Origin of the sequence: Kosakonia sp. N21, assembly GCF_050587465.1 — a bacterium.
GTDB lineage: Bacteria > Pseudomonadota > Gammaproteobacteria > Enterobacterales > Enterobacteriaceae.
Genome location: NZ_JBOBHR010000004.1, coordinates 421414 through 437067 on the forward strand (window position 1 = coordinate 421414; position 15654 = coordinate 437067).

General features: G+C 51.8%; 14 protein-coding genes and 1 pseudogene. 8 read left to right on the forward strand and 7 right to left on the reverse strand.

The genetic code is table 11. The features are described 5' to 3' along the window. Positions 1-5: 5 nt before the first annotated feature. Both ACQ3G7_RS12235 and gap read right to left on the reverse strand, forming a co-directional pair. Positions 6-932, reverse strand: a complete 927-nt coding sequence (locus ACQ3G7_RS12235; RefSeq protein WP_430889983.1) for an alpha/beta hydrolase — start codon at positions 930-932, stop codon at positions 6-8. A 119-nt stretch (positions 933-1051) separates the two neighbouring features. Then, positions 1052-2053: a type I glyceraldehyde-3-phosphate dehydrogenase gene (gap, locus tag ACQ3G7_RS12240; RefSeq protein WP_430889984.1), complete on the reverse strand. Its 1002-nt coding sequence runs from the start codon at positions 2051-2053 to the stop codon at positions 1052-1054. A 197-nt stretch (positions 2054-2250) separates the two neighbouring features. Here gap and cybB point away from each other — a divergent pair, with 197 nt between their 5' ends. Beyond that, on the forward strand, positions 2251-2781 hold the full coding sequence (gene cybB, locus ACQ3G7_RS12245) for a cytochrome b561 (protein WP_430889985.1): 531 nt from the start codon (positions 2251-2253) through the stop codon (positions 2779-2781). 210 nt (positions 2782-2991) lie between these two features. Further along, positions 2992-4317 (forward strand): MFS transporter, encoded by a 1326-nt coding sequence (locus tag ACQ3G7_RS12250; RefSeq protein WP_430889986.1) that lies wholly within the window; start codon positions 2992-2994, stop codon positions 4315-4317. Between the two features lie 171 nt (positions 4318-4488). On the opposite strand, the gene ACQ3G7_RS12255 is transcribed toward ACQ3G7_RS12250, so the two are convergent. Next, complete coding sequence (locus ACQ3G7_RS12255) at positions 4489-4830, reverse strand: anti-adapter protein iraM (protein WP_263100738.1); 342 nt, start codon at positions 4828-4830, stop codon at positions 4489-4491. 556 nt (positions 4831-5386) lie between these two features. Between ACQ3G7_RS12255 and ACQ3G7_RS12260 the strand changes: the two genes are divergently transcribed. The 4 genes from ACQ3G7_RS12260 (at position 5387) to ACQ3G7_RS12275 (ending at position 11881) form a co-directional block, all read left to right on the forward strand. Further along, positions 5387-9892: a PAS domain S-box protein gene (locus ACQ3G7_RS12260; RefSeq protein WP_430889987.1), complete on the forward strand. Its 4506-nt coding sequence runs from the start codon at positions 5387-5389 to the stop codon at positions 9890-9892. Then, positions 9873-10820 carry a diguanylate cyclase domain-containing protein gene (locus ACQ3G7_RS12265; protein WP_430889988.1) on the forward strand — a complete coding sequence of 316 codons (948 nt, stop codon included), beginning with the start codon at positions 9873-9875 and terminating at the stop codon, positions 10818-10820. The genes ACQ3G7_RS12260 and ACQ3G7_RS12265 overlap by 20 nt, the downstream gene beginning before the upstream one ends. Positions 10821-10877: 57 nt before the next feature. Further along, positions 10878-11138, forward strand: coding sequence for a hypothetical protein (locus ACQ3G7_RS12270; protein WP_430889989.1), 261 nt, complete (start codon positions 10878-10880; stop codon positions 11136-11138). A gap of 284 nt (positions 11139-11422) precedes the next feature. Next, entirely contained in the window at positions 11423-11881 is a 459-nt protein-coding gene (locus ACQ3G7_RS12275) for a hypothetical protein (protein WP_430889990.1), read from the forward strand. A 181-nt stretch (positions 11882-12062) separates the two neighbouring features. On the opposite strand, the gene ACQ3G7_RS12280 is transcribed toward ACQ3G7_RS12275, so the two are convergent. The 4 genes and pseudogenes from ACQ3G7_RS12280 to ACQ3G7_RS12295 all read right to left on the reverse strand — a co-directional run. After that, positions 12063-12500, reverse strand: coding sequence for a DUF3828 domain-containing protein (locus tag ACQ3G7_RS12280; RefSeq protein ID WP_430889991.1), 438 nt, complete (start codon positions 12498-12500; stop codon positions 12063-12065). A 1-nt stretch (position 12501) separates the two neighbouring features. Then, positions 12502-12861, reverse strand: a complete 360-nt coding sequence (locus ACQ3G7_RS12285; RefSeq protein WP_430889992.1) for a CHAP domain-containing protein — start codon at positions 12859-12861, stop codon at positions 12502-12504. Positions 12862-13289: 428 nt separating this feature from the next. Then, positions 13290-13751, reverse strand: a complete 462-nt coding sequence (locus ACQ3G7_RS12290; RefSeq protein WP_430889993.1) for a DUF3828 domain-containing protein — start codon at positions 13749-13751, stop codon at positions 13290-13292. Then, positions 13748-13921 (reverse strand): annotated as a pseudogene (locus ACQ3G7_RS12295) (hypothetical protein); the annotation flags it as partial. The gene ACQ3G7_RS12290 and the pseudogene ACQ3G7_RS12295, both read right to left, overlap by 4 nt. A gap of 158 nt (positions 13922-14079) precedes the next feature. On the opposite strand from ACQ3G7_RS12295, the gene ACQ3G7_RS12300 reads away from it, so the two are divergent. Continuing rightward, positions 14080-14355 (forward strand): metal/formaldehyde-sensitive transcriptional repressor, encoded by a 276-nt coding sequence (locus ACQ3G7_RS12300; protein ID WP_061496064.1) that lies wholly within the window; start codon positions 14080-14082, stop codon positions 14353-14355. 32 nt (positions 14356-14387) lie between these two features. Continuing rightward, positions 14388-15506, forward strand: coding sequence for an S-(hydroxymethyl)glutathione dehydrogenase/class III alcohol dehydrogenase (locus ACQ3G7_RS12305; protein WP_430889994.1), 1119 nt, complete (start codon positions 14388-14390; stop codon positions 15504-15506). The last annotated feature ends 148 nt before the right edge of the window (positions 15507-15654 follow it).

Here is a 15654-nt window from a genome sequence, read left to right on the forward strand (position 1 = left end):
GCGTTTCACACTTTGGTAGCGATCCACCCCATCATCAGCTCTGGCCAAATGGCGACCGGCAACCCCAGCGCGTCGCGAATACCGAAACCGTGCGCACCCTGTTCGAACAGGTGCATCTCCACCGGCACGCCGAGGCGGCGCAGGGCGGTAAACATCACCACACTGTTTTCCACTTTCACCGCGGGATCATCAACCGCATGCAGTAAAAACGTCGGCGGTGTGTTTTCATCCGCCATTTGTTCTGCGGAGTAGTGACGGATTTGATCGGCCGTTGGCGTCTCGCCGATAAGTTGCTGGCGGGACTGCGGGTGATCAATCGCCTCTTGCATGGTGATCACCGGGTAGACCAGTGCCATAAACGCCGGGCGGGCGCTTTGCTGATCAATCGCGTCAAGCGGTGTGTAAACGGATTCGTTATAACGCGTGCCCAGGCTTGCGGCGGCGTGGCCCCCGGCAGAAAACCCCATCACGCCAATGCGCTCAGGATCAATATGCCAGGTGCTGGCATTGGCGCGAAGCGTGCGCATGGCTCGCTGGACATCCGCCAACGGCGCATCGGCGCCTTCCGCGTGCCCGTCTCCCGGCAGGCGATACGTCATCACAAACAGGGTATAGCCTTTGGCGTTAAAACAGGATGCCAGTGCGCTGCCTTCTTTATCCAGCACCACCCGGCGGTAGGAGCCGCCTGGCGTCACCAGAATTCCCACGCCATTCGGGTTTTGTGGGGCATAAACGGTGATCTCCGGGGCGCGTACGCCGGTCACTGAACGATCAAATCGGGACGGGCCGGTGTGATGTTCTTCCAGTTGAAAACGCACCGTACTTACCTGCGCGCCGGGGGCTTCTCCCTGCGGCCAGACGGGGAAGGTATTGGCATGCTGAACGGCGACATCCATCAGCGTTAGCAGATCTTCCCGACTCATATTTCTCACACCTGTGCTCCTTTTACATCGCATCTGCTGTATAGCATAGGCGGATTGTGAGCGGGTTGGGGGACGGCGAGATCAAAGAGAAGCCGGGTAGCGGTAAACTTACCCGGCGGTGTTGCGGATCAAAGCGTACGGTATTTTTCCAGTACCCGCACAAGCTGGGTAACGAAGCCGTATTCGTTATCGTACCAGGAGACGGTTTTCACCAGTTGCAGGTCGCCCACTTCGGTAATTTCCGTCTGCGTGGCGTCAAAAACCGAACCGAAATGGCTGCCAATCACATCGGACGACACGATCTCTTCATCGGTGTAGCCAAATGATTCGTTACCGGCAGTGGCGTTTTTCAGCGCGGCGTGGATCTCATCCACGGTCACTTTCTTCTCAAGTACCGACACCAGCTCTGTGACCGAGCCGGTTTTCACCGGGACGCGCTGAGCATGGCCTTTCAGTTTGCCACTGAGCGCCGGGATCACCAGCCCAATCGCTTTGGCCGCGCCGGTAGTGTGCGGAATAATATTTTCCGCCGCCGCCCGCGATGCGCGCAAATCTTTGCCGCGTGGCCCATCAACCAGCGCCTGTGTACCGGTATAGGCGTGAATAGTGGTCATGGTGCCGGCTTTAATGCCGAAATTGTCATGCAGGGCTTTTGCCATTGGCGCCAGGCAGTTAGTGGTGCAGGAGGCGACGGAAATAATGGTGTCCTGAGCGTTGATCGTGTCGTCGTTGACGTTATAGACCACGGTTTTCATGTCGCCTGCCGGGGCCGAAATCAGCACTTTTTGGGCGCCAGCATCGAGGTGTGCTTGTGATTTTTCGGCGGAGGTATAGAAGCCGGTACATTCAACAATGATCTCTGCGCCCGCGCTACGCCACGGAATATGTTGCGCCTCTTTTTCGGCGTAAACGGTGATGGTTTTGCCGTTGACGATCAGCGCATCTTCGCTGAAGTCCACGCTCCAGTTAAACGGACCGTAATTGGAGTCATGCTTTAACAGATAGGCGAGCACTTTCGGTGAGGTCAGATCGTTGATCGCGACCACCTCTGCGCTGCTGTTGGTTTCCAGCAGGCGACGTAAAACCAGACGACCGATACGACCAAACCCATTGATGCCAATTTTACTCATGATTTTCTCCCTCAGGATTGAATGAATCACAGCATTGCACTCGTCCAGTGATAGCCTGGGGAGGGGGTTTGGGCAACTGAATCACATTCATGTAATGATAAGTGATTGAAAATTGATACAGTAAAGTTAATGAATTTTTAAGAAAAGCCCGGTATGTTGAACGCCGATCCGTTCTCCGTTCGTTGTGGGGTGTCGTTATGCGTAGCAACTATTCCGGCTTACAAATCGCTATTCACTGGCTGGTATTTCTGCTGGTGGTGGCCGCTTATTGCGCCATGGAGTTTCGCGGTTTTGCGCCGCGCAGTTATCGCCCGGTGTTTAATATGGTGCATGTCTCCTGCGGCATCTCTATTCTGGTATTGATGGTTGCGCGGCTGCTGGTGCGGCTGAAAAAACCGGCACCGCCAATTGTGCCAAAACCGTCCGGGATGATGACCGGACTGGCGCACCTTGGCCATCTGGTGATTTATCTGCTGTTTATCGCCTTACCGGTGATTGGCCTGCTGATGATGTACAACCGCGGGGGGCCGTGGATGGCGTTCGGTTTAGCAATGCCGTATGCGGCTGAAGCCAATTTCGATCTGGTGGATACGCTAAAAGAGCTCCATGAATTGCTGGCGAATCTGGGCTATTTTGTAATTGGCCTGCACGCGGCGGCTGCGCTGGCGCACCATTACATTTTTAAAGACAACACGCTGCTGCGAATGATGCCGAAAAAACAGGCGTAACGCGTCGCGGCACGACAAACCCGATCTCTGAGCCCCGTGATACTGCGGGGCTTTTTATTTTCCCGACGGCAAAAATGTGATCCTCTCTGGTTTTTACGGCGGAAAAGCCGGGGGGAATCACATTTTACGCCATCTGTGCTGTGCTGAATTCGTACAAGCGGTGTAGATAGTATATCTATTATAGAAACACTATCGTGAGTGGAGGGGGATATGACACAGCCAGTACAGGAGTCTCTCGATCGGATGGCGTCGCAGGAACAGGCCTCCGGTAGCCGTAAATTGCGTAAAGTGCTGCTTGCCACCGGCATTGGTCATTTTGTTGAGTGGTTCGACTTCGGTTTGTACGGCACGCTGGCCGCGATTATCGGTCTGCAATTCTTTCAGGCGGGTAACCCGAGTGTGGCGTTGCTCTCTTCCTTTGCGGTCTTTGGCGCCGGTTTTGTGATGCGCCCGCTGGGCGGGCTGTTCTTCGGGTCTCTGGGCGATCGCAAAGGGCGGCAAAAAGTGCTGGCGACCGTGATTCTGCTTACCTCCGGCGCAACGTTCGTAATGGGGTTATTGCCAACGTATCATCAGATTGGCATCACGGCGACGGTGCTGCTGGTGATCACCCGTCTGGTTCAGGGGTTTGCTGCCGGTGGCGAAAGTTCGGGGGCGACAACCTACCTGGCGGAATACGCTCCGATGGCGCGCCGCGGCTATTTTACCTGCTGGATCGATAACTTCGGTTTTATGGCCTTTGTTGCCGGTTCTGGGTTGGTGTTTCTGCTGACCGCAACGCTGGGTGAAAGCATCATGAATGACTGGGGCTGGCGCATTCCCTTTTTGATCGCCGGGCCGCTGGGCTGGGTTGGGCTCTATTTACGAAAACACCTCGAAGATTCGCCGGAATTTATTGATGCCATGAAAAACGGGCAAACGGAGAGCGCGCCGCTGCGCAAAGCCGTTACCACGGCATGGGCGGCATTGCTGTTTTGCGTCGGTTTTGTGGTCATCAAGGCGGTCGGTCACTGGACGCTGCAAACCTTTATGCCGAGTTATCTCTCCACCGAGTTGCACTTCTCCAGACTGAACGCCTACGCCATTACCACCATCGGGCTGTTTTCCGTTGCGGTACTGGTGCCGTTTATGGGCTATCTGTCGGATAAATACGGGCGTAAGCCGCTGATGCTGACCGGCTGCGCCGGGTTCATTTTGCTGAGTTACCCGGCGATGATGGTGATGGCGAACGGCGATGTGCTCTCGGCGGTGCTGGCAATGGTGATGCTGGGCGCTTTTATTGCGGCGTTTGACGGCGCTTGCACAGCGGCGATGGCCGAACTGTTCCCGACCAGCATTCGCTATGGCGGGCTGTCGATTGCCTATAACTTTGCGGTGGCGTTTTTTGGCGGCATCACGCCGTGGTTCTCCGTGTGGCTGATCACCCGCACGGGCGACAAATTCTCACCCGCCTACTATGTGATGGGCGCGGCATTGATCACCTTCCTGACGGTCCTGCGCGCGCGTGAAACCGCCGGTAAACCGCTCAAACGCTAACCTGAATGCCAGCCCGGTGGGGGATTACCGGGCTATAACACACAGCGTGGGATTATGCGTCGCCGGTAATGCCATGCCGGTGTATAACCGCTGATATATCTGTTCGTAAGTATCCATCTTATTGCGCTATTTAATGGAAACGGAGTTGATAAATATACGCGCAATATTAACTCAGGAAATCATTTTTATTCCGTAAGGGCAGAGTTCAAATAAACATTGCTGTTGTTGGTCACAATTTCTTAAAGAAATATTATCATTGCCCGGGCAGTTGCAACTGTTTCTTATCGTTCGCCAGACAGAAGGAAAAAAGGGCATAGTATGGACAATGTTAAAGTTTTGCGGTTTCCCATCGACAATAACGCCTCGGGTATCTGTTTGTAACTTGTTGTTTGGCCGTAAGAAATACCCACCCTTGTACCATATAATAACAGACAGCTCCGGCGTATTTCGCGCCAGCGCAAAGGCCGTGCCGGTGGTGGGGGATACCAACATATCCGTAATATTCCAGTGCATAAATCCTCCTTGTTCTGAACATATTTCCTGTGAGAAAAATCCTAACAAATAAGAAGGAGTACGCCTATGGGTAATAACTATATTTAATATCTCTGTGTAAAACATAAAGAAATTTTCAAAAGTTTACTGAGCGATTTTTTATATCAATCGGTGTCGGGTTCAGGCTCGTCAACCTGACCAGGGAAACGTCTTACCATTTTGAGTGCTTTGGTGGGGGGAGGTAGGGTGCGACTAAAGGTTTGAAAAATTACTGGCAATCCAAAGAGTGTTGCTATTATTAATTTTGTTACCACTCACAAAACCCCAAAAAGGCTGGTGCTACAGTCCGTTCCGTACACGGTCAGTTTTTTATGTAGAGCGCTGAAACAACTAATTAGTTTTCGATGAAATAGCGCTTAAGTAAAATCTGAAGCGATGAGAATGGTTGCGGCATGGCAGCAGAAGGGTTGTTCGGTTCTGGCGATAAATGATTTAAGTAATGGTAAACGACGTTAACGTTACCATCGGTATTTCTAGTGTGCAAAGACTCACCAGAGAATATATTCCGGGACACGGTATGCAGCCATCGGGAAATAACTATCAGATTCAAGAAAAGCTCCGCCCGCAACTGGCAACGATAATCACCCTGGTGGCAGGGTTGCTGCTTACGCTGGTGGCTGTTGTTGTGGTTCACCGACTGAATGAACAGCATATCCGGCAGGCCGTTATCAAAAATGCAGAGCCGCAATTCAACGAGCTGATAGAAAGAGTCAACCGATACCGGTATGGCCTTTACGAAGCCCGCACGGCAGTACTCAGCAGCGGTGGCCGCGAAGTAACAGATCAGGGTTTTGTTGGTTTTGCCCAATCGCTGAATCTGAGTAAAGACTTCCCGGGGGCAAGAGGCTTTGGGTTTATTCGCCGGGTACCTCACCAGAAACTGGCTGATTATCTTGCTGAAGAACGCGTAGAAGGCCGCCCCGATTTTCGGATCTCCTACATCGGGCTGAACCAGCACGAACACTACATTATTGAATATATGGAGCCTGCTGCCGTCAGCAGTAACGCCAATATCATTGGCCTGGATATTGCGTCGGAATATATGCGCAAGCTGGCGGCGGATAACGCCATGCTGAGCGGCGACGCCGTTATCACCTCACCCTTGACCCTGAAATATTCTTCCCCCCAGGAGCCGGATGCTTTCTTTATTCTGCTGCCCATTTATGACGGGGCAAAAACGCCTGCCACTGCCATGGAAAAAATGCAACTCGGCTTCGGCTGGGCTTTTGCGCCATTGAATGTGCATGAAATTCTCGCGGGCTCCGGCATCCGTAATGACCAGCTCATTTTGTCGCTGCAGGATGCGACCAATCCGCAGGACGTTGAGGAGTTCTACCGCAACAGCAGTGAGCAGGGACTCTATCCCTACAGCAAAGATATTCCGGTTCTGGGCAGGATCTGGCGTTTTACATTGACCGTTACACCCGCCTGGGTCGCCGGGCTTAACCTGGTTTCCCCGGTGTGGATCGCGCTACTGGGCGGCGGTATGGCGGTGATCCTCGCCATGCTGGTCAATATTGCCGTCTCGCGCAATGCCGATCGTAAACGGCTGCTCATTGAGCAAAACAAACTTACGCTGATTGTGGAAAGCTCTGTTGATGCGATTATCGGGAAGGACACCACCGGAACGGTGATCAGCTGGAATAAGGGAGCCGAACGCATGTTTGGCTATACCCGCCAGGAAGCCATCGGGCAGAAGATGGTGGACTTGATCATCCCCGCGCGGCTGAAAGAGGAAGAGAACCAGATCCTGCAACGGGTGATGTCCGGGCAGGCTATCGAAAGTCTGGAGACGGTGCGCCATCGCAAAGATGGCTCAGAGCTGACTGTCGCCACAACTATCGCGCCGATCTGTTCTGTGGACGGTAAAGTCATTGGTGCATCGAAAAGTGTGCGCGACATTTCACTGCAGAAGGAAGCCGAGCAGCGCATCCGCGACCTTAATCTCCATCTGGAGCAGCAGGTCAGGCAGCGTACGGAAGAGCTGGCCACCGTCAACGCGATGCTCAGCACGGTGTTATCCGCCACCTATGAATTTATGATCATCGCCACCGATCTGGATGGCACCATCCGTCTGTTTAACCGTGGCGCGGAGCGGATGCTGGGTTACCGCGAGGCGGATCTGGTGGGGAAAGCCACGCCGGAAATGCTGCATGTGCCGGAAGAAACCCTCGCGCGGGGTAAACAACTCAGCGAGCAATATAATGAAGACATTCAAGGGTTTGATGTCTTTATTTACCATGCGCGCAATGGTCGCCCGGAACATTTTGAGTGGACCTATCAGCACAAGGATGGCACGCGTTTCCCTGTCAATCTGGTGGTCACGGCGATGCGCGATGCCAACGGCGCAATTATTGGTTATCTCGGTATTGCGGCGGATATTACGCAACAGCGCCAGGCCCAGCAGGCGCTGGAGGCCGCGCGCGATCAGTTATTGTCGACCACGCAAACCCTGCTGATTGCTTCGAAAACGGCGGAGCTGGGCATCTGGAGCTGGAATATCGCCACCGATGCGCTGGAGTGGAACGACAAGATGTATGAGCTCTATGACCTGCCGCCTTCGCTGGCGGAAACCGGGCTGACGTTCCAGCACTGGGTTTCGCGTATCCATCCGGAAGATGTCGACATTGCGGTCAATGACCTGCGCCGTTCCATCGTCACGCATGATGAGTATCTTCCGACATTTCGCATTCTGCGCAGTGATAACTCGCAGCACTTTATTCAGGCTGCCGCCAACATTGAATACGACAGCAACGGCCAGCCGATTCGCGTCACCGGGATAAATCAGGACATTACCGAAGATCGCTTACTGAAATTGCATTTGATTGAAGCCAAAGAACAGGCCGATGCGGCGAATGCCGCGAAATCCCTGTTCCTTGCCAATATGAGTCATGAAATCCGTACGCCGATGAATGCCGTGTTAGGAATGCTGCAACTGCTGCTGAAAACCGGGCTCACGCAAAAACAGCATGATTTCGCCTTCAAGGCGCATGTCGCTGCAACGTCGCTCCTCAGCTTGCTGAATGATGTCCTGGATTACTCAAAAATTGATGCCGGTAAACTGGAACTGGATCTGAATCCGCTGGATCTGCACAGTCTGATGCAGCAACTGGCAATCATTCTTTCCGGTAATTTGCGTAACAAATCTGTGGAGTTGTTGTTCGATCTCGATAATTCACTGCCGCCGAACATCATTGGCGATGCACAGCGGTTGCAGCAAATCCTGATCAACCTGGTCAGTAATGCGATTAAATTTACCGAGAAAGGGGAAGTGGTTGTACAAACCCGCCTGCTGGCGCTATCTGAGCAAAGCGTTGATGTGCGCATCAGCGTGTCGGACACCGGCATTGGCATCAGCGGAGCGCAGCAGAAACGGATATTTGACGTGTTTACGCAGGCCGAAACCTCGACTTCACGGCGCTATGGCGGCACCGGGCTGGGGCTCGTCATTAGCCGTCGTCTGGTTGAGCAAATGGGCGGTGTACTCACCGTAGACAGTGAGCTGGGGCGTGGCAGTACCTTTGCCTTTGAACTGCATTTCCCGCGTGATACCCGTGTGAGCTGGCAACCTCTGCACGTTAGCGGCGACACGCCGCGCGTACTGGTGGTGGATGATAACCTGATTGCCAGAACGCTGATTGAGGACACGCTGCGCGCAATGCATGTTCAGGTCGACAGCACGCCCAGCGCTGCCGAGGCGATTCGAAAAGTGAAAGCCGCCTCCGATGCCGGTACGCCTTACGATACCGTGCTGCTGGACTGGATCATGCCGGAGATGGACGGCATTGTGCTGGCGGAACATATTCGCCATGACATGCAATTGCCGCACAGACCGTCACTGATTTTACTTAGTGCTGCGCACCATGAAGATCTGCCGGATACCGGCGCGCACTCACCGCTGGATAAAGTCCTGTCGAAACCCATTACCCCTCAGCAATTGCTGGAAGCGATAAGTACCGCCTCTGCCGGCGATAAATCACACACGAGCTCTGACCCGGTCGCGAGTCGTATGCTGGCCGGTTTGTCTTTGCTGGTGGTGGAGGATAACGCGTTTAACCAGACGGTGGTCAGAGAGCTGCTGCTTAACGAAGGGGCGCACGTGACGATTGCTTCCGGGGGGGAAGAGGGGGTCAATACGGTGATCCAGAGTCAACAGAGCTTCGATATGGTGCTGATGGATCTGCAAATGCCGGACATCGATGGCTTTGAGGCCACCCGCAGGATACGCGCCAATCCGGCTTTTGCAACGCTGCCGATTGTGGCGATGACGGCGAACGTGAGCGAATCAGATAAACAGAATTGCCTGGCCGCTGGCATGAACGGGCATATCAGTAAGCCGCTGGTGTTCCAGGATGTGATTGCTGTGATCCTGCAAATCAGCGGGCGACAGGCCCACGTCGTCGAGGCTCCCGCCGATACAAAACCACCGTCGGATCAACTGTTACAGCGTTTTGGCGGAAACCTGATCATTTATCAAAAATTACTGCGCGCATTTATGCCATCGTTTTCGGAGCTGGTGAACGCCTTACGAGAGGCGCGTCGCAAGGAAGACTGGCCTGCCGCGATGATGGCGCTGCACACGCTGAAGGGAACCACCGGCTCTGTCGGGCTGGATAATCTCTATCACTATATTGTTAACAGCGAGTCTGCATTAAAAACCGCCAGTGAGCAGGATAAAGCCCGACAACTGGATGAGGTACTGGCGAAGATTGAGGCCCTGGCGCAGGAAGAGCATCGCAACATCAGTGAGTTATTGGCGAGCATGGCGCCGACCCCGGATGTATCGGAGCCTGCTCAGATTGAACTCGGTGGGCTGATAGATGAACTGGCGCAGAGTCTTAACAGCAGCAATATGAAGGCTGTCGATCAGGCCGAACAACTCGCCTGGCAACTGAGTCAGAACCCGGCATGGCAGCCATTCGCAGAGGCGCTTGTTCAGGCCACCGAAAATCTCGACTTTAACAGGGCGAAGCAGGTGCTGGAGCAGATTAAGGAGGTGCGGGATGTGGAAAAAAATGCTTGAGGAGCTAAACCAGCAAGGCATTAAACCTCGTGTGCTGATCGTGGATGACCAGCCTATCAACATTCGCCTGTTAAACGACGTCTTTACCGAACAGTTTGATGTGCTGATGGCGACAAACGGTGAGAAGGCGCTGGAGCTGGCAAAAGAGCAGCAACCCGATCTGATCCTGCTGGATATTATTATGCCGGTGATGGACGGTTACGAAGTCTGCCGTCGCCTGAAGGCCGATCCCCTGACTGAGTTTATCCCGGTGATTTTTGTGACCGCAGAGACCGAAGCCGACGTTGAAGCGTATGGCTTCGAAATTGGCGCCGTGGATTTTATCTCTAAACCAATTAACCCGGCGGTGGTGCAGGCCAGAGCCATTACCCATCTGACGCTCAAGCTGTATATGGACAATATGCGCAATATTGCCTGGCTTGATGGTCTGACGGGCTTGCTCAATCGCCGCCGGTTCGATGAGTTGCTCACCAAAAACTGGCTGCTCTGCCGCCGGGAACAGCGCCCCATTGCGCTGCTGATGATGGATGTCGATTTTTTCAAACGCTATAACGATCATTACGGGCATCTGGCCGGGGATGACTGCCTGCGAACCATTGCGTCCACACTCAAAGCCACGCTTCACCGCCCGGCTGATTTGGCATTTCGCTATGGTGGCGAGGAGTTTGCCTGCCTGCTGCCGTTCACGGATGAAAATGGCGCGATCTTCTGCGCAAACGCCATACTGGAGGCGTTAAAAGCGCTGGAACTGCCTCATGCCACGTCTGATATTGGCCCGTTTGTCACCCTGAGCATCGGTATTGCATGGACTGTCCCCACACAAGCCGGTAGCTGGACCCAATTGTTGCACGACGCCGACACGGCGCTTTATCAAAGCAAATCCGCCGGGCGTAACCGGGTATCGAGCGTACATACAACGGATGGGTGACCTGCTGAAAGGCGCAGACAGCACCACCCAATGATAACGATGGAATAAGAGACAAAAATGAATAAATACGTTTTTTATGCAAATGATATCGCGATTAACGTTTACGCCAGGGACAGCGTGACGCCTGAAATTAAAAGCAAACTGAAAGCCGACGGGTTTTATAAACTGCCTTTTGACACCACGGCGGAAAATGAATCCGTCGCGACGGATAAGATGATCGCGCACTTTAAGGAAAACCTGATCGCTCTTGAGGAGTTCGCAAAGGATTACGCCATATCGTCGACGGTGTTTGCCACGATTTATGCGTTGTCCTCGTAAAAAGGCATATTTATGTTTAGAACGGAAAATAGCGGGTGGCTACTGATCGTATGATTCAACGAAAGAGAAAATCGCCGCTGAGGCTACGGAGAACCGTGCGTTTTCGGAGAATGGGGTGAATATCGGGAGAGTATGAGTGCCAGGAGCGGAAGTAACCAATTGCGCCGAATGGCAATGGCTAATAGCGGTTCAGAACAGAAAAATGGCAGACTAAACAGGCACAAGGATGTCATCGACACTAAAGTTGCTCATGATGAGCATGGAAACCAATTAGGGAATAGTCAATGGCTCGTCGACGTGAACTTCAAGGTATAGCTAACGCTCTTACAGGGAGCTTTGTTAGCCGAAATAACGACTTTAAAGGATACTGGTCTATTGGTCAGTTAAAATCATTAGCTATCAATAACGGTCTCACATCAATAACGTTTTCTCTTAGCACTCTTAAGATCAGTACCGTCTGTGATCTGCTCAGTTTTATTACGCATTACTACGCAGGTATGCTCGAAAGCTTACTGATTAAACAGCAAGTACCTGAACTCTGGGTAAAAGAGGCTAACATTACGATCGACTTTAACGCTGATGCCGAGCATATCCAGTTGCATGAACGCTCAACCTCTGGGGAGCTTTTCCAGTGCAGTTGTCAGATAATAGATGATAACTTCCGTAACTACTCTTCGGTCATTTATGGTATATGTACGCCTCATTCCGCTACGAAAGAGTTAAAATCGACGCGGAAATCATAATATTAACTTCCACTCCTCGCTGCCTGTGGCGTATTACAGATGGCTGCTATGTGCAAAGAGCAATCAGGTGTCACCGGCGGTATACGAAACCCAATATTAGTAATGGCTCGAAAGTGTTTGATTATCCGTGGCGATTTAATAGCCAGAACGATCAAATAACGTGCTGGCTATAGATCTGTCATTACTCAGGCATAATATCGAGGTTTGTTACTGATTGAATTTTCCATGCTCCAGATTCCTTAATCATACAATCCACAACAACGTGTTTTTTGGCTTTGCCAAAGGCGACATAGACATTTGTACATACCGGGTCATAGTCGGATTGAATGACATTCACATTATCTGGCCAGTCGTTGTCATAATCCTGGGCACGTAAAAAAAAGTCTGAGCCATAATCTTCTTCACTGTCGACATTGGGGTGGCGCAGTTTCTTTAGTGTATCTGTAGCGACATATTTGTCTATTTCGTGACCATCCGTAATCGGGTATTTGCTTTGGCTGATTTGCTTTATATACCATTTATTAAATATCAATGCCTGATGACGGGCTTGATCGACCGGATACGAATCCGCCAACACAGATGAAGAAACTAATAGCAAAACGAGGCTTAAGGCTTTCATATTAATCATGCCTGTAGATTTTAAAGGAAGGATGACGCCTTCTGTATGCGATTCCTGGGTACATTCCATGGAGTTGAACAAAATCACTGATCCAAACTTTTCCATCAAAAATGCAGGTATGTCCTGCGGAGCTTTCCGGGATAGCCTGAATAACGGCTACATCCCCAAGCTGCGGGTCGCCATATACTTCGTGGAATCCTGATAACTGAAGGCTTTCACCGAGATCTTTTGCATAGTGTGCACGGACAGAATGTATACCACCCGCTTCTATAGCGAGCCTGACATAGGTTGCGCATAAATGATGTGTGCCAGCAAACGCATGCTTACGGGCATACTCAATTGCTGCATTTTTATCCCACATTAATTAATCCCTTAATACAATTACCTGTTAAATAAGCAATACATTCTTATCCTGTAAGGATCGACTTCATGTCGGATTATTCTTAAATATTTCATTGCTGCAGATACTTTGGAGCATAGGATATGACTGCCTGAACTGATCTTCTCTCTGTAACCTAACGCACAAGGGGATGTAAACATCACAGAACCAGTCCAGCCATTTTTATGTCTTCCTGCAATCAGGCTATGCCAACTTCCGGTCCTCGCCCAAAGCGGGCCAGATGACCATTCTCTCTGTCTGTGCAGAGGATAAATATGCAGCAAAAAAGTTGTCGAGAAGACTTTTCAGGACATCCGGGAATCTGCCGATGACGAGTTCTATCAGTAAAACCATGAACAGTAATAAAGTCCGCGCCGGCACGGACTTTATTAACCGAATCATGTAAGAACTCAATAGAGCTTCTGCTCAATATGGTTCCCGGCATCAATTACCCGCGAGATTTTCCATTCTCCATCTTCCTTACGGGTCCAGACCTGTAAATGCTTCAATTTATTGTCCTGTATGCCCAACCAGACATCCAGCTTCATACTGTCACCATCACGATAAGCAGGGGATACTTTCATACGCGGTATCCATGCAGGATCATAATCCTGAACATAGATAAAATAATCCGCCTCAAGCAATTCCTGCTCAGGCATTTCATAAATAGCGGCCATACGTGCCAGTAACTTTTTTGAAACCCACTGATGCATTTTATCCATTTTGATAATGTCATCTGATGGTGTCTTATCATATTCATGTAAATAGAATGAGTAAAAATCAGTCACACTTTTCTGAATATCCGTCTCAGTATTTGCGCTGGCAAAAGGAATATAAATAGCCAGTAACAAGGTAAGCAGGTAACGCATCATTTTTTCCTGTCAATAACATAGGGCGGACGAAATTGCCGGTACGTAACTCCCGGATACATATCCCGTTGTTTGAAATCAGAATACCATGTTTTACCCTCAAACATCGTCATATGGCCGATTCCGTTCCCGCCTTTGTAAGGCTGAATAATCGCAACATCACCTTTCTCTGGCGTTGCTGACTGTGGCAATGCAAGGCGCAGAAGTGTAAGCCCTTATGAGGTCACCGATAAAGACCTGGTGACATTCAACAATACCCACATAAAACCTGACGTTTACAGCAAAACCATCCTTCCTGTAGTATACCCCCCTATAGTATGCAGGAGGTTTTATGCCACATTCACCTGAAGATAAAAAACGGGCGCTGACGCGTGTGCGTCGTATCCGAGGGCAGGTTGATGCACTGGAACGCGCGCTGGAAAGCGGCGAGCCTTGCATCGCGATTTTGCAACAAATCGCCGCCATTCGCGGCGCAGCCAACGGCCTGATGGGCGAAATGGTTGAAATTCACCTCAAAGATGAACTGGTCGCTGGCGACACCACTGCCGATCAACGGGCAGTGCGCATGGCGGAAGTCGGTCATCTTTTGCGCTCTTATCTAAAATAAGCATCAAGGTACTCACAAAAAGGAACAGACTTATGAAATCACGTGCAGCTGTAGCGTTCGGACCGGGTCAACCGCTGAAAATCGTTGAAATCGATGTTGCACCGCCGAAAAAGGGCGAAGTGCTGGTGCGTATTACCCATACCGGCGTCTGCCACACGGATGCATTTACCCTCTCTGGCGACGATCCGGAAGGCGTATTCCCGGCAGTGTTGGGCCATGAAGGTGGTGGTATCGTTGTGGAAATTGGTGAAGGGGTCACCAGCCTGAAACCGGGCGATCATGTTATTCCGCTCTACACGGCGGAATGCGGCGAGTGTAAGTTCTGTAAATCCGGCAAAACTAACCTCTGTCAGGCCGTACGTGCGACCCAGGGCAAAGGCCTGATGCCGGATGGCACGACCCGTTTCTCTTATAACGGCAAGCCGATTTTCCACTATATGGGCACCAGCACCTTTAGCGAATACACCGTTTGCGCGGAGATCTCGCTGGCGAAAGTCAACGAACACGCGCCGCTGGATAAAGTCTGCCTGCTCGGTTGCGGCGTAACCACCGGTATCGGCGCAGTGCACAACACGGCGAAAGTGAAAGAGGGCGACACCGTAGCGATTTTTGGCCTCGGCGGTATCGGTCTGGCGGCGATCCAGGGCGCAGTGCAGGCGAAAGCCGGGCGCATTCTGGCTATCGATACCAACCCGGATAAGTTCCCGCTGGCGAAAGAGATGGGTGCCACCGACTTTATCAACCCCAAAGAGCACGCGCGTCCGATTCAGGATGTGATCGTGGAAATGACCGACGGCGGCGTGGACTTTAGCTTTGAGTGTATTGGTAACGTCAACGTGATGCGTTCGGCGCTGGAGTGCTGCCATAAAGGCTGGGGCGAAAGCGTGATTATTGGCGTTGCGGGCGCCGGTCAGGAGATCAGCACCCGTCCATTCCAGTTGGTAACAGGCCGCGTATGGCGTGGCTCCGCTTTCGGCGGTGTGAAAGGCCGTAGCCAGTTGCCGGGCATGGTGGAAGACGCGATGGCGGGCAAAATTCGCCTCGATCCGTTTATCACACACCGCATGCCGCTGGAACAGATCAACGACGCGTTTGATCTGATGCACGAAGGGAAATCCATCCGCACCGTTATCCATTTCGGCGATAACTGATCCCGCCTCACGCCAGTGGTGAAACCGCTGGCGTCATCAATCTCCAAATCTGTGACCGCTGTATCGCTTTTCGCCATAAGAATAATCCAATTATTGCCGATGCCTATATATCATTCCTGTTGTACGTATCAGATCAATATGAGAGTCG

Excerpts from the sequence above, each read along its gene's own strand:
- gap (WP_430889984.1), bottom strand. The coding sequence starts at position 2,053 with ATGAGTAAAATTGGCATCAATGGGTTTGGTCGTATCGGTCGTCTGGTT.
- cybB (WP_430889985.1), top strand. The coding sequence starts at position 2,251 with ATGCGTAGCAACTATTCCGGCTTACAAATCGCTATTCACTGGCTGGTA.
- ACQ3G7_RS12250 (WP_430889986.1), top strand. The coding sequence starts at position 2,992 with ATGACACAGCCAGTACAGGAGTCTCTCGATCGGATGGCGTCGCAGGAA.
- ACQ3G7_RS12255 (WP_263100738.1), bottom strand. The coding sequence starts at position 4,830 with ATGCACTGGAATATTACGGATATGTTGGTATCCCCCACCACCGGCACG.
- ACQ3G7_RS12260 (WP_430889987.1), top strand. The coding sequence starts at position 5,387 with ATGCAGCCATCGGGAAATAACTATCAGATTCAAGAAAAGCTCCGCCCG.
- ACQ3G7_RS12265 (WP_430889988.1), top strand. The coding sequence starts at position 9,873 with ATGTGGAAAAAAATGCTTGAGGAGCTAAACCAGCAAGGCATTAAACCT.
- ACQ3G7_RS12270 (WP_430889989.1), top strand. The coding sequence starts at position 10,878 with ATGAATAAATACGTTTTTTATGCAAATGATATCGCGATTAACGTTTAC.
- ACQ3G7_RS12275 (WP_430889990.1), top strand. The coding sequence starts at position 11,423 with ATGGCTCGTCGACGTGAACTTCAAGGTATAGCTAACGCTCTTACAGGG.
- ACQ3G7_RS12280 (WP_430889991.1), bottom strand. The coding sequence starts at position 12,500 with ATGAAAGCCTTAAGCCTCGTTTTGCTATTAGTTTCTTCATCTGTGTTG.
- ACQ3G7_RS12285 (WP_430889992.1), bottom strand. The coding sequence starts at position 12,861 with ATGTGGGATAAAAATGCAGCAATTGAGTATGCCCGTAAGCATGCGTTT.
- ACQ3G7_RS12290 (WP_430889993.1), bottom strand. The coding sequence starts at position 13,751 with ATGATGCGTTACCTGCTTACCTTGTTACTGGCTATTTATATTCCTTTT.
- ACQ3G7_RS12300 (WP_061496064.1), top strand. The coding sequence starts at position 14,080 with ATGCCACATTCACCTGAAGATAAAAAACGGGCGCTGACGCGTGTGCGT.
- ACQ3G7_RS12305 (WP_430889994.1), top strand. The coding sequence starts at position 14,388 with ATGAAATCACGTGCAGCTGTAGCGTTCGGACCGGGTCAACCGCTGAAA.